We start from the raw sequence: 15,429 nt of genomic DNA, 5'->3' as shown, positions 1-15,429 counted from the left end.
ATCATTGCGACTTCCACAAAATAGAAATAAAGAATTACTATACAATTCTAAGCCATAGTTCTCGGCGATCACCATGGCTAGACCATCGATTCCTTTGCGAAGGTCAGTCTTACCGCAAACCAAATAGACTTTATCAGGAGCTTGCCAATTAACGAGCATAGCGGACCATTACTTTAGCTAGTTCAACCGCTAGGTTGGAACTAGCACCTTTAAAAATAACTAATTTAATCCCAGCTTTTTCCATTTGAGCTGCGACATGCGGTTGCCGTTGACTTTGGCCATGTGAAATTGGCTTGGTTGAAAATTTTGAAGCTACAATGTCATGCTTTTCTTCCATAAAGAAGACCTCCTTACTGATGATTTCAGTATAGGAGGTCCTGCTGACAATTTATAGACGTGTCGTTATGGTGTGCTTACTCTTTAACATGATTTTTGTGGTGAATTGATTGTACAACAGGAGGATGCAGCAGATGTCCTTTTTGCGTACAAAAAAACTGGCATTGATTTTCATCAATACCAGAAAGTGTAGACCCGGAAATCGGCGGTGTACTAAATTTATAAAAGAGAAGTAGTTGCAGAAGTATTTCTTGTGCTTACTTTTTTTGAAGTGAGTAAATAATATAAAGAAAAAAAGATAAATATTCCTAGTGAGAAGAGTAGAAGTAAATTATATAGCTTTGGTGAGTTATATTGTATTAGTATTTTCGAATTTGCATGAAGTGGTGCATTTACTGATAACTGCATAAATCCGCTCTTAGTTTGTCTGATTTTTTTAATGGGCGAGCCATTTATCTTAACATTATATTTAAGGGAAGGATAGTAATAAATAGGCAGATTATAGTGGTTTCCCTTTAATCCTTTTTTATTATAGATAATGATTTTAGAGTTGAAAGCTATTTTTTTAATATTGCTATTATCTTTTTGAGTATAGATCTTTTGATTATAGGATAATTTTTCTACGTTAGAAGGAACCTTATTGTCGATTGCTGGTCCAACTGACTTTGCAGGAAGATAATCTCTGAACGTGGTATCAAAATTACGATATATATTATTAGCAACTAATCTATTAGGAGAAATATATATTTTCGGATTATAAGAGAAATCTGGTGTTGGGTTTCTAGGAATACCTGGTATGGAGAGAAGAGTTAATAGAGAAAGCATAAAGAGAATATTTTGTTTATGCTTATAGTTTGTAAATAAAAATGCCAAAATAATAAGTGAACTAAGCCAAATACCAAAACGCCAAGGTGTATACTGCAACATATTGATTAACGGGATCTTTTGCAAATATATCCATGGGGTTAAATTTGTACATAAAATCATTAGAACTAATTCTGCAGAAAGAAATACGGCAACAAATTTATTTATAGATCCTTTAAAAAGTACGAGTATCAATAAAATAATTGCAACTATAGATAAGGATGTACGAGAATAAATTTGTGGATTAGCGAATAAATCAACAATATTACCCGCATTCACTACTCCTTTACTGAACGGGGGTGCAATACGTGACTGGGAAATTTTGATTATACGATAGAAAATTGGGAGAGCATATACTGCAGTAAGTAAGGTAGCAATTACCATGTGAAGAACAGTATACCAGTTAACTTTTGCTTCAATTAAACACTTGAATATCCAGAATAAGATAATTAAAAAGGCAATAGTAACTACTGATAGTATGTGCGAATATACAACAATACCAAAAAGAATAGAAAGTTTTAATGAAAGTCTGAAACTAAACTTATCTATTGATAGTACATCTATTACTCCAAAAATGAGTGGAAATGTAAATATCATTATGATAATAGCACCGGGTTGAAATTCAAATAAAAATTGGTAGAGCGAATAGCCCGAAAATGTATAAATAATAGCAGCAAAAAAAGAATTAACGCGGTTAATATTGTGCGACTGTAGAGACAAAAAAGAAACAAGAAAAGTAAGTATCAGAATTATTGACCTAATTGCTATAATTTGGTAAAAGAACGGTAACTTATTAGTTATAAACACAAGCGGCCATAAGGTTATATCTGGGTACATTCCACTAATAGCAGCTCCCATACTAAAGAAGGAAGTAAAATTAAGCCATGATGGAATCTGGTGCTCAGAAAAAGCTTCACGAATTTCGTAGATTCTACCTAAATGAAAGCGTGTATCCCCAAGTAGAGGCAAACCATGCGACATGTTTTTAATCATTATTAAGAAAACAGCCATAGATAGCATGACAATAATGATAACCTGTAAAGATGACTGATATTTTTTGAATTTTAACATTAATTTTCACCTGAAAGTATTCACTAAACTTAATTACTCTATAGAAATATAACACTTTTAGTGGAGCTATGTGTGTAAATTTTTATTCGATTTCGAAAACAATTATATCTTTGACATATTACTCAAAAAATTGTAGATTTTAAATGGTTTTTTGACCGAGACAGTTTGATGTTTAACATATAAATTGGACTTTAATACTGATATTTTTTGGAGGGATTATTGATGATAATTGATTTCAATCATGCGAAAAAAGTAGCAACTGGTTGTCTAGCAATGACCAGCTGTGCTTTTTTGTTATGGGTTAGCCAAAATAATGCACAGGCTGACTCAACTCAAGAGACACCATTAGTGCAAGTTAACTCAGCTACAGTTAATACTAATAGCCAAAACGCCAGTTCAGAATCTAGTGTTAATTCAGTTGATCAGGGAAATTATGCTAACCTTGATAATGTGCAGATCAATGATAATGGTCAGCTTCAGGTTAGTGGTTGGCATGCTACCAATGCCTCCCAAAGTCGTCCATACCACTATTTGATTGTGATGAATAAGGATAATAATACCGAAATTGCCCGGCAAAATATTAGTGATCAAGAAGTTAGTCGCCCAGATGTTGCAGCTGTTCATAATGTCTATGGTGCAAATCAATCTGGCTTTAATGCTACCTTTAATCTAAGCAACCAAATTGCTAATTTAAATCAAGTACAACTTATTAGTCGATAAACTGATGATCAACAAGGAAATGGTAATGCAGTTGATTATTGGTTTGCCCCAGTCACGATTGATCGACAAAACCACGCTTCCTTAGACAGTACTACAGTTGATAATAATCAGTTAGTTCTAACTGGTTGGAATGCAACTAATCTTGCGGCAAATAAGCCTGATCGCTTTATTATCATCTATGACCGGACTACTAACCAAGAAGTTGCCCGCCAACAAATTACTGAATCGGTTACCCGTGAAGATGTTGCTAAAGCTTTCCCTAATGTTGATGGGGCAGCCACCTCTGGGTTTACAGTAGCGATTCCTTTATCTAAGTTAAATCTGAGTCATCAGCTTCAAGTAATTAGTCGTTACTCCGCCTCTAAAGATGGTAATAGTAACTTTGTTGATTACTGGTTTAGCCCAATCACTAGTGGTACTCCAGTAAACCAAGGAAACTTGGATAGCTTTAACCTGAGCGATGGACAAAACCTGGTTGTGACTGGCTGGCATTTAACTGACCTAGCACCATTTGAAAATAACCATTATGCAATTCTTTACGATCAAACAGCACATTCTCAAGTTGCGGTTGTTTCAACGACAACGCAACAACGAAATGATGTTGCTAAGGTTTATCCGAATGTATTAGGAGCTGCTCAGTCTGGATTTGTCGGAACATTTAATTTAGCTAATGTAAATATTATTCCTGGGCACACTTATTCAATCGTTAGCCGCTACTCAACGAGTAATGAAGGTAATGGTGATGCTGGTCACTATACTGATTTTTGGTCCGCACCAGTAACACTTAACCAACAAGCTAATAGTATTGACAATATCCAAATGACAAAGGATGGTTTAAGTATTTCTGGTTGGATGATCAGTGACCAGTCTATTAACCACCCATATGCATACATCATTGTTTTAAATAATGGTAAGGAGGTTAAGCGGACTACCGTAGAACTTACTAGTCGTCCAGATGTCGCAAAGGCCTATGGCAATGTTTACAACAGCGCTAACAGTGGCTTTTCTACTGTTGTTCCGTTAGACCCAGTTGCAATTAATGGTAATATGCAGGTAATTCTTCGCTTTACTGATGATAAGGATGGAAATGGCAATGCGATTGATCAGTACAGTCAATCCTATGCCTCAAATGCCGGAAATATTGATGAGTTTAACGTAAATGGTAATGGACTTTACATCTCAGGCTGGCATGCAAGTAACCAGGCGGTAAACAAGCCATATGAATACTTAATTTTCTTAGATCAAAATGGTAATGAGTTGTACCGCCAACAAGTGCTCGACATTAATCGTAGTCGTACTGACGTTGCAAATATTTACCCTGCTACCTACAATAGTGCAAAGTCTGGTTATCAGCTCGGCTTTGAAATGCCTGCTAATATGCAACACCAGCTTCTTTACGTAATTCACCGCTTCACGGACGATAAGAATGGAAACGGAAATTATGTTGACTATCGGTCTGGTTTAATGGCAACCAGCATGATGCGGACACCAATTGATTACCGTCAGCCATCTGAATATGCGCCATATCCGGACCTCAGTAAAATGAACAACTTCTGGATTCATGTTCGGATCGGACAGAACCGGGTCTACTTAATGAACGGTAATGATGTTGTTTATACCATGTACTGTACGGCTGGTTACTATCAGAATGGTGTAAGCACAACCCCAACTGGTACTTATTACATTCAGGCTGAACGGGGAAACAGCTTCTACAATGGTAGTTTAGGTGAAGGTGCTAACTACTGGACTTCATTCTTAGACCACGGTGTTTACCTCTTCCACACGGTACCAACTGATGCAAATGGTAACTACAAACCATATGAAGCATCCCAACTTGGTATTAACCAAGGATCTCATGGCTGCATTCGTTTATCTGTCCCTGACGCCTACTGGATTATGCATAATGTTCCAACCGGCACCCGGGTTGTAATTGATAACTAAATCTAAAATTAAGCTCTAGTTCTAGCGACTAGAGCTTTTTATATGTCATATGCTATTTTTTCTTTAAGGATTTTAGGATAAGATGGTAGATGATAAGAATCTAGCAACTTTAGGGAGGTTAATATGGAAACTAAGAGGCATTATAAGTTGTATAAAAAGGGCAAGTTATGGTGTTGCTCAGCAATTATTTTAGCAATGGCTGTCGTTGGACTTACAACTACTGGTGAAAGTGCGCATGCGGCCGTAAGTACATTCCCACAAGAAACCACTGTTGAAACATCGACAGTAGGAAATAATATACCAACCCAGGTTGATAGTCAGGCGAATGAAGCTGATAGTGGAATGGATAAAACTGCCAATGTTGGTAATTTAGATAGTTATCAAATCACAGAAGATCCTACTACTGGTGAAGCAAGTCTTGATTTTTCTGGTTGGCATGCCAGTGGAGAAAGTGAAGATCGGTCTTATCGTTATGCAATTTTATTCGATAATACTAATAATACTGAGATTAGCAGGCAGCCAATTCAGTCAGTAGATCGTCCAGACGTTGAGCAGGTATATTCCAATGTACCTAACAGCGAGCAGTCTGGATTTAACAATCGTTTCATGCTTCCAGCTGATATTGCTGGACATACTGTCACCTTAGTAACTCGTTATAGTGACAATCCATCAGGGGAAGGTAATAATACTGACTTTTGGTTTAATCCGATTGTTATTGATAATAGAAACCAGGCAGTTATCGACAGTATTTCTAGTAATACTGATGGGAAAGTAACGGTTAGTGGCTGGCATGCCAGCAACCAAGCAGTTGGTAAGAAATATCATTACATAATTGCTTTTGACCAGACAACCGGTAAAGAAATTGCGCGACAAGCAACAAGCTTGATTCAACGGCCAGATGTTGCCCAGGCATTTCCGACAGTTGCTAACGCTAATCTTTCAGGCTTTAATGTTAGTTTTCAGTTAACCCCAGAATACTCCAGGGACAATATTCAGTTTATTAGTCGTTGGACCGACGATCCTGCTGGTAATGGGAATATGACTGATTATTGGTTTGCACCTGTTAATAAAGTTAATCGAGGCTTTTTAGATTCATTTGATTTAAGTAGTGGACAGTTAGTGGTTAGTGGTTGGCATGCTAATGATGCTAGTGTTTACCAGCCATTCCACTACTTAATCCTGGTCGATACTACCACCGGACAACAGGTTGCTTCTGCCCAAGTACCAACAAGTGAATCAGGGGATGTAGCGGCAGCCTTTCCAGGAATGGTAACAGCTGGTAGAGCTCGATTTAGTTATAACTTTGGACAGCTTGCCTTATGCGCCGGTCATTCTTATTCACTTGTTAGTCGGTATTCAACTTCGAACCAGGGAAATGGTGATGATGGTAATACTGGTGATTATGATGACTATTGGTACTCACTAGGAACACTTAATAAAAGTGCCGGTAATATTGATAGCTGCTTAGTAAGTGGTGATCAAGTAACAGTTACTGGCTGGTTAGCTAGTGACGGTCGGATTAATGAAGCAATTCCATATATCATTGTTCTTCGTAATGGCAGTGAAATTACACGACAAAAGCTGAGCTTAACCAACCGCTTAGACGTTGCAGCGGCTTACCCACAAATTTATGGTAGTTTACAAAGTGGCTTTAATACTACCATTCAATTACCAGCTAATATTACTGATGGTGATTTACAACTTGTTCTTCGTTTTAGTGATAGTGAAGATGGAGAGGGTAACCATACCGATATTTGGATGAATAATATCAAGAATGGTTTAGTAAACGATCCTAATATTAGAGTTACTGATGGTGTTCTCTACCGGACAGATGATAGTGGTAATATTATCAACATTGCTGACCCTTCAAATATCCAGATTAGTCGGATTAGCATTGATGGTGACTTGACCGGGATTAGCAAGGATAATAAAAAGAACGTAAAGATTAATCTTGCTTTGATTAATGGTGAGAAGGTCGATGCATGGGCGACAATAAAGTGGCAGGGTAATAGTACGCTTGGCTGGCCGAAGAAGGGGTACCGGATAAAGCTCTTTAAGGATGAAGCAATGAGCAAAAAATTAAAATTGGAATTACCTGGTAGTGGGTTTAAGACCAATTCTTTTAACCTTAAAGCTAACTTTACCGACCCGACAGCTGGCTTGAATATCGTTAATGCACGGCTGTTTAGCGAAATGACGGCTAACCGGGCGAACTTGGAGGACTCAATTGTTGCTTCAATGCCAAACTATGGCCAGGTGGCTGGCTTGCCGGTTGAATTGGACATTAATAATTATGACCAGGGATTATACGTATTGGAAACTTACCAAGAGGATAAACTATACAATTTAGATGATAAAAAGAGCGACAACATTGCATTAAGTGACCAACAAAGTCCTCTGTCACGGTTTACCCAACCCTTCACGCCGGATAACCTACAAGAGGCTGAATTTGAGGCTAAATCACCGGCAAAGGTTGACCAGTCGGTGGCCGATAAATTTAATGAATTATATAAACTAGCAAATGCCTCTGATGCTGAATACGAAATGCTAGAAAACGAATATTTGGATGTCCCGGCAGCAATTGACTACCTTGTTTTAGGGGCCGTTATTAATAATATTGATGGAATTACTAAGAACATTACCTATGTTAATAAGGAAAATAGTAAGTGGGTAATTATGCCATATGACTTAGATGCTAGTTGGAACAATAGCTGGAATGGCACATCCATGCCACTTAACGCTGACTTTTTTGCTGAGATAAAAAACAATCAGAATCGTTTGCTGATAGCAATTTATAATCACCACCAGCAGGATATTATTAATCGTTACCGGGAATTACGGACAAATGTTCTCAGCACTGCTAACGTCACGAGCCTGTTTAACCAGTGGTTTGACGAGGTAGGCACGACTGCATACCAAAATAATGATCAGCTGTGGGGCAACATTAATATTACTGGTCAAACACACCGGCTAGCTATAGACAAAGCCACGTTTGATAACACAATTAGTCAACGTTTAGCCGCTGTTGACCAGCAATTCGGCTTGTAATAAACTACTTATCGTTTCCTGAAGAACAACGAAAAAATTGCAACTAAAAGTCTTCCACCGGAAGGCTTTTTTAGTTTGCCGGCAAAACATAAACGGAATATAATAGCTTCCGTAACTGATTAATACTTCGGGGGGATTTTTAGTAATAATGAATAATAATCGTTTTCGTCATGCTAAACGGCTAGCAATGGCCGGTGTAACCTTAACCGTCTGTGGGACTGTCCTTGCTTTTCACCAGGCACAGGCCCATGCCGCAACTGCTGACCAAACAGTCGCTAACACCATTGAAACCACTAGTACAACAGCAACTGCCACGGGCACCACATTTACTGCCCAGCCCGTGGAACAGCCTGCAGCGGTAACCCAAGAAGCTATCGCTGCCTCATTGCAAACGACCAATACTGACCGTGGTAACTACGGCAACCTTGACCAGGCAAACCTCAGTAACGGTCAACTCCAATTAAGTGGTTGGAACGCCAACGGTTCTGCCGGCAACCGTCCTTACCATGAAATCATCGTGCTTGACCAGGCTGGACACGAACTTGGTCGAACTAGTGCCACTACTGTTCAGCGGCCAGATGTTGCCGCTTCGTATGCGAATACCAGTAACGCACTCAATTCTGGCTGGTCAGCTAACTTCCAGATCACCAGCAATGACTGGTTCAATCAACCACTCCGCGTTGTCAGTCGTTACAGCAACACGGCTGCTGCCAACAATGGAGATGCTGATTTCTGGTATGCACCAATTACGATTGATAATCGCAACGAGGGGAATCTTGACGGTTGGTCCCTTGCCGATGGCCACCTCAAAGCTAGCGGTTGGAATGCCACCAACGCCAGTTACCAGGATCGTAGCCACTGGATCATTATTATGGATAAAACCCAGGGTCGGGAATTAACCCGGATCCAGGTCAATCCAACAAAACGGCAAGACGTTGCCAATGCCTTCTCAACGGTTTACAATTCCCAAAATTCTGGCTGGCAGATCGATTATGATTTTGGCAACGATACCCGTTTCCTCAATGACCAGCTTCAAATAATTTCCCGTTACTCCAGTAATGCTGAAACTGGGGAGGGCAACCATGTCGATTTCTGGTATTCACCATTCCAGGCTGACCGTCGAAATGAAGCCTCCCTCGACACGGCAACTATTTCCGGCAACCAGCTCCACGTTGCTGGTTGGCATGCTACTTCCGGTGAATTTGGTCGTGGCAACCACTACATCATCATTCTTGATGCTAATTGTCATGAAATTGCCCGTAAGAAGGTCACTAACACTAGCCGTCCTGACGTTGGTCGGGTTTACCAGGGAATTTATGATGCCGATAACTCTGGCTGGTCTACTGACTTTGACCTCCAACCCGTGATGGTGCAGGGTCCGATCCGGATTATTAGCCGCTACAGTTTTTCTAATGATGGTAATACCAACAATGTTGACTACTGGTTTAACCCGGTCACTTTCAACCACAACTATGCTCAAATTACTTCAGTTGATACCCAAAATGGCCAATTGATTATCAAGGGTTACCACGCTGCCGACGTAGCATATGGTGAACCTAACCATTACCTGATTCTGTTTGACAACACTCTTAACCGGCAAGTTGCTGCCGTGAAGACGGTTGCTAGTGATACTCCCGCTAGTGCTCAACGGCTGAACGCCTACAATGCGGCCACCTCAGGATTTACCGCAACGCTCCAGGTACCTAACGGCCTCAATAGCGGTCACCAGTATTCACTGGTCCTTCGTTATTCTGCCGACCCGAATGGTAATGGTAACAACGCAGCCCACAATGACCATTGGCTGACTCTCAACCGTGCTAACGCTGCTAACCTTGACGGGGTAAACCTTAGCAGTGGTGACCTAGTTGTCTCTGGTTGGCACGCCAATGACTTTAGTGTGGTTGCCCCATACCACTACATTATCGTGTACGACAACACTGCTCACCAACAAGTGGCTTCCCAACTGGTTACCACCAAAGTTCAACGTGATGATGTTGCAAAAGCATACCCTGCAATCATTACTGCCGATAGTTCCGGTTTTAATGTAAATCTTGGCAAGGTCAACTTACAGGCAAACCACTCCTACTCTTTTGTCAGTCGTTACTCAACCTCTGCTTCAGGCAATGGTGGCAACGGTGCTTACCAAGATATGTGGCTCGGCCCAGTTACCCTGAACCAATCCGCCGGGTGGGCTGATGGCTTTACCCAGGAAGCTAATGGGCTCCGGGTTTCCGGTTGGCTGGCTAGTGACCAGTTGCTTTCTAAGCACCACCCATATGTAATTGCCTTGTTAAACGGCCGTGAGATTGGTCGGGCAGCAATTACTGGCTTTACCGGACGCTCCGATATTGCAAGTAAGTATGCCCAAATTTATAACAGCGCAAATTCTGGCTTTAGTGTTGAAGTACCAACCAGCATTGCGCCAGCTGCGATTAAGGATGGCAATATTTCCTTCATCCTCCGGGTTACCGATGACCCGGCCGGCAATGGCAACTATACCGACCTGAATGTAGGCAACTTTGCGGCCAACACTGGTAACATTAACCTGAGTTTCGACCGGAGGACCAACACCATTAATGCTAGTGGCTGGCATGCTTCGTTGGCAGATGGCAGCCGGACGCACCAGTTCTTAATCGTAATGGGTGCCGACGGTCATGAATTCTACCGGCGTACTCTTAATTCCACTAACTCCGGCTTGGCAACTACTGAAGGGGCACGGAATGCCTCTTACATTGCTGGTGCCGGTCAGTCTGGCTTCGGCATGACATTGCCAGTTACTGATGCCATGAATCACTGGGGAGTTAAGGTTATCCACCGTTATTCCAGTGACGTTAACGGCAATAGTGACTACATTGACTTCATTTCGCCAGAACTTGGGATCAACGATGGCTTCCAACACTTATACGGTGGGACCGTTTACTATGACCCAACGACTGGCCACCGTGCCACCGGTTGGCGGACAATTAACGGGAACCGGTACTACTTCTCTGATGGTTATGAAACACAACCGATGCCAAATGACAGCTGGGTTTACAACGACCAACTGAAGGGGCACATGTACACGGGCGTAAATTACGTTGATGGTCACTGCTATGACTTCGGCACGGACGGGATTGCCCGGGCCCAACCACAAAATGACTGGTGGTCCTGGCCGTTCCCTGCCGCGGGTCGTGGTTCCTTTGCGACCGGGCAGGCATTCGGTTACTCCAGCTATGCGCGGACAAACCATTACCACGATGGCCTTGACTTTGGTGCTTATGACCATCCTGGCTCAGAAGTCCACGCCGTTCACGGTGCCAAGGTACTTGATGTAAACACTTGCCGGGACAGTAATGGGCAGACGATGTGGTGGTACATTATTGCCTGGGATGGCCGCTACCTCTACGTTTACCAAGAAGCATTCCAGACCCGTGCCCAAATCGCGGTTAACCCTGGACAGATCATTTACCCTGGACAAGTAATCGGCTGGCGGAACACCAGCCACCTGCACTTGGGGATTAACACCAGTCCAAACTACGGGATGGACTTATCCCACTCATTCCAACCAAGCTGGTCTGATCCAAACGCCGCAACTGGTTCCGGTACCTGGCTTGATCCACAATGGGTAATTAGCCACGGTGGTAACTAATATATTTAAGATAAAACGACCTTATCCGAGAGGACAGGTCGTTTTTTATCAAGGATCAACATTCCGATTATTGACATTTGTCGTTAATCGTTATATTATAATAACAATTAAATTAGAAAACGCTTAGAAAAGATGAGTAGTGTTCTAACCTTTTACAGCGAGCTGGGGTTGATGAAAACCAGTATACGGGGAGTTCATGAAGATGGTCTTGGAGCAAGTTGTGATTGTGAGATTTCGTAAGCAATCCACGGTTGACGACCGGTAGCAAGTCGAGGTTTACCAAAATTTGGTGTACCTCTAAGGGTGGAAGCAGCTGCTTTCGCTGAAGCTGGGTGGTACCACGTTAATTAAGTTGACGTCCCAAGGAGAGATAAAAGTCTGTCCTTGGGACGTTTTTGTTTCTTACCAGCTACTCATCTTCGGGCAATGAAGGAAAAGGAGTTAATAATTATGGCTAAAGTTGAAAGTTTTACATTGGATCACACAAAGGTTAAGGCACCATACGTTCGCTTAATTACGGTAGAAGAAGGACCAAAGGGCGATAAGATTAGTAATTACGATTTACGTCTTGTACAACCAAATGAAAATGCCATCCCAACGGCAGGTTTACATACGATTGAACACTTGTTGGCCGGATTGTTACGTGACCGTCTCGACGGGGTGATTGACTGTTCACCATTTGGCTGCCGGACCGGCTTCCACTTGATTACCTGGGGTGAACATTCAACGACCGAAGTTGCCAAGGCATTAAAGTCATCCCTTGAAGAAATTGCCTACAAGACTAAGTGGGAAGATGTTCAGGGAACAACCATTAAGACCTGTGGTAATTACCGTGACCACTCATTGTTCTCCGCTAAGGAATGGTCAAAGAAGATTTTAAGTGAAGGGATTTCTGACAAGCCGTTCGAACGGCACGTTGTTGACTAATTAGTTCCCGGTCAAGCTTTTTACGAGGAGGGTGACGTAAATGAATATTGTGCACTATCTTGAAACAGCCTTACTTCAGCACCCCACTAGTGATAGTTTGTCAAGACAACGGAGCTGGTGGAAGTGGCTCAACCAGCCGCTTTACGGTAATAAGAAATCATTAGTCACCCGCGTCGGTAAGCCAGTAAATAACAGGTAAAACCCGAAAGTAACAAGAACGTTAAGGGACGATGACATTTTTGTGCATGTCATAGTCCTTTTTTTGATTTCAGGGTACAATACTATATGAAAACGGGGGGATCATTAAATGAATAATAAAGTGGCCAAAATCATTGCAACCGCAGCGGTTACTACGATCGCCGGTTTGGCACTTATTGATAATAACGTAAAAGCTGATACGACAAGCACTACTGACACAACCGTACAGCAGTTAGTGACACAACCAACCCAATCTGCGACTGCCAGTAGTTTAAACCTGTATTCAAACAACCTAACACAGGTTCAAAACACGCAGAATATTAACTTCCCAACTGGTTACACGCTTGATGCAATTCGAAACATCAATAATACTGATGCGGCAAATGCTTTCCAACAAAACGTGGCCCAGCAGGGAATCTACACTAATGATTACGAATCAAATGCTGAGGCTGCTCAGGAACAAGTAGACATCAATAACTTAACTCCTGACCAGGTCGAAGAAATGAACCAGTATGGGCTGAGTTTGGTAAATAAGGCCCGGGCCGAATTTGGCGAAGAACCATTTACCCAAGATGCCGCCACAATTAACGGTGTACGGGAGATGGCGATGCAATATCAGTCCAAGAACGAGTCGCTATTGAAGGGAAACTGGCATGATTATGGTATCCTCCAGGGAAAATCGGAAAATATTGCTACCTTCCAGATTTATGTCGACAATATTAATGGGCTGACTGCGCGGCCATTTGCGACTGCGAAGGGGAGAGACTTTGCCGATAGCAATGCGGTTCCACTATTTAGTTTGACCACGATGGATGACCTCCGTGCGTTAATTTATTACGGGATCATGGGTATGTTCTTTAATGATGCTAACGACCAATTTGGCCATGCCCAAAACTTTTTGACTTACCCCCAACCGATTACGACGGTGGCCTTATACCCATCCCTGACTTATTCGAATGGTAATGGTCGGTGGTCAAACGGAACCACGTTTACCTTCCGGCTCGAAAATATTGATATGCACTATATCTGGGTAAATGGTAACAATTACGATACCAATAACTTTACTAATAGTGGGACCGTGGTTGAGCCATATAACCAATCCGACAACGGTAACTACGCTAGTCTCGATGGTGCCTATGTTACGAGCGATGGCCGGTTAGTTGCTACTGGTTGGCACGCGGCTAATGCTACCGCTGGTCACCCATACCGTTACATCATTGCCCTTGACCAAAGCGGCCGTGAAATCGGGCGGGCTAGTGTTACCAACGTTATCCGCTATGATGTTCAGCGGGCTCATAATGTGTACAATGCTGACCATTCTGGATTTTCGGTACGAATTAACCTTGGGTCAGTCCTTGCTAATACAAGCAGTATCCGGCTGATTAGTCGGTACAGTGCTAGTGCCGATGGAAATAGTGATTACGTTGACTATGACTTTGCACCGATCGCAGTTGACCGGAACAACTATGCAAACCTGGACGGTACCAGTGTAAGCGACGGTCAGTTGCATTTGACGGGGTGGAATGCCACCAATCAAGCGGCAGGCAAGAACTACCATTACATCATTCTGCTTAATAATGGGCGAGAAATTGGTCGGAAATTAGTGACGAACGGTATTAACCGTGCGGACGTGGCCAATGTTTATCCACACGTCGATGGTGCTGCTAGGTCTGGTTTCGCGGTTGATTTTGATATGAATAATATTAACTTCAACCAGCGCCTTCAGGTGATTAGTCGTTATACCGACGATCCTGCCGGCAACGGTAATTACGTTGACTACTGGTTTGCACCACTGACGGAAGGAAACTACAGCAACCAGGCAAGTCTGGACAACTTCAGCATTGCTAATGGCAATCTCAATATTTCCGGCTGGCATGCTAATAGTATTAGCCAGTTTGAACAAAACCACTTTATTATCATTTACGACACAACTGACAACCGGCAGGTAGCTGCATTTGCGGCACCGACTGTTGCTCGTGCGGATGTACAACGGGTATACCCGGGAGTAGTAAATTCAGGTCAGTCTGGTTTTGACCTGAGCGTGGACCTGAGTCAAATTGCATTGGTACCTGGTCATCGGTACGCGGTAATTAGCCGTTACTCGACATCAAATGAGGGTAACGGTGGCACCGGTCAATACACTGACTACTGGTTTAATTCTCAGACACTTACTAGCGGGGATGAAGCAGGATCCCTGGACAGTTGGTCAGCAAGCCGGCAGAGCAATGGTCAATACCAGCTGGCAGTTAGTGGCTGGCGGGCAACTAACATGACTAATGGCTACCACACGCTGATCTTGTACGATAATACGCGGGGAAGCGAAGTAATGCGTCAGGCAGTAACAACTAATATTGCCCGGCCAGATGTGGCACGAATTTACGGTAACCAGTACTTGAATGCTGGTCAATCTGGATTTAACACAACATTGACGGTGCTAAGTACACTCCGCTTGGGTGATGATTACACAATTCTTGACCGTTATTCACTAACACAGGACGCCAACGAAGATTACGTTGATGTGCCGCTACACATTGGTGCAATCACTGCGGCTGATATTATGTAATTTAAAATGGCTAAAATCTTGATATAAAGATTCTAGCCATTTTAATGTATAATTAAGGCAGATTGCAAGAAATAACTTGAACGAATTTAATGACGTAAATTAAGCAGGAAGATCTCGATTGGTGTGCGCCAGT

At 42.3% G+C, this 15,429-nt stretch carries 10 protein-coding genes; 7 read left to right on the top strand and 3 right to left on the bottom strand.

Annotated features, from left to right (window positions below):
* The 3 genes from tnpB to QOS07_RS08395 all read right to left on the bottom strand — a co-directional run.
* A partial coding sequence (gene tnpB / locus QOS07_RS09620; protein WP_408613360.1) for an IS66 family insertion sequence element accessory protein TnpB occupies nucleotides 1-159 on the bottom strand: 159 nt, incomplete at its 3' end.
* Nucleotides 149-337 carry a hypothetical protein gene (locus tag QOS07_RS08400; RefSeq protein ID WP_003674475.1) on the bottom strand — a complete coding sequence of 63 codons (189 nt, stop codon included), beginning with the start codon at nucleotides 335-337 and terminating at the stop codon, nucleotides 149-151. The genes tnpB and QOS07_RS08400, both read right to left, overlap by 11 nt.
* Before the next feature lie 218 nt (nucleotides 338-555).
* A complete protein-coding gene (locus QOS07_RS08395) occupies nucleotides 556-2,271 on the bottom strand; it encodes a hypothetical protein (protein ID WP_283588509.1) in 1,716 nt (571 codons plus the stop codon).
* Nucleotides 2,272-2,493: 222 nt separating this feature from the next.
* Between QOS07_RS08395 and QOS07_RS08390 the strand changes: the two genes are divergently transcribed.
* From QOS07_RS08390 to QOS07_RS08360, 7 genes are all read left to right on the top strand, one after another.
* The gene (locus tag QOS07_RS08390; protein WP_283588508.1) at nucleotides 2,494-2,991 is read left to right on the top strand and encodes a hypothetical protein; all 498 of its coding nucleotides are present in this window, start codon (nucleotides 2,494-2,496) and stop codon (nucleotides 2,989-2,991) included.
* A 438-nt stretch (nucleotides 2,992-3,429) separates the two neighbouring features.
* Nucleotides 3,430-4,932, top strand: a complete 1,503-nt coding sequence (locus QOS07_RS08385; protein WP_283588507.1) for a L,D-transpeptidase — start codon at nucleotides 3,430-3,432, stop codon at nucleotides 4,930-4,932.
* Nucleotides 4,933-5,055: 123 nt separating this feature from the next.
* Nucleotides 5,056-7,980: a CotH kinase family protein gene (locus tag QOS07_RS08380; protein WP_283588506.1), complete on the top strand. Its 2,925-nt coding sequence runs from the start codon at nucleotides 5,056-5,058 to the stop codon at nucleotides 7,978-7,980.
* 148 nt (nucleotides 7,981-8,128) lie between these two features.
* Nucleotides 8,129-11,608 (top strand): peptidase M23, encoded by a 3,480-nt coding sequence (locus tag QOS07_RS08375; protein ID WP_283588505.1) that lies wholly within the window; start codon nucleotides 8,129-8,131, stop codon nucleotides 11,606-11,608.
* 450 nt (nucleotides 11,609-12,058) lie between these two features.
* Nucleotides 12,059-12,535, top strand: a complete 477-nt coding sequence (locus tag QOS07_RS08370) for an S-ribosylhomocysteine lyase (protein WP_047767155.1) — start codon at nucleotides 12,059-12,061, stop codon at nucleotides 12,533-12,535.
* A gap of 40 nt (nucleotides 12,536-12,575) precedes the next feature.
* Nucleotides 12,576-12,734 (top strand): hypothetical protein, encoded by a 159-nt coding sequence (locus tag QOS07_RS08365; RefSeq protein ID WP_283588504.1) that lies wholly within the window; start codon nucleotides 12,576-12,578, stop codon nucleotides 12,732-12,734.
* A gap of 108 nt (nucleotides 12,735-12,842) precedes the next feature.
* A complete protein-coding gene (locus QOS07_RS08360) occupies nucleotides 12,843-15,296 on the top strand; it encodes an SEC10/PgrA surface exclusion domain-containing protein (protein ID WP_283588503.1) in 2,454 nt (817 codons plus the stop codon).
* The last annotated feature ends 133 nt before the right edge of the window (nucleotides 15,297-15,429 follow it).

The sequence above is a fragment of the Limosilactobacillus viscerum genome (genome assembly GCF_947387525.1).
Taxonomy (GTDB): Bacteria; Bacillota; Bacilli; order Lactobacillales; family Lactobacillaceae; genus Limosilactobacillus; species Limosilactobacillus viscerum.
Note: the sequence above shows the minus strand (reverse complement) of the source record. Positions and strands in the feature narration are given on the sequence as shown.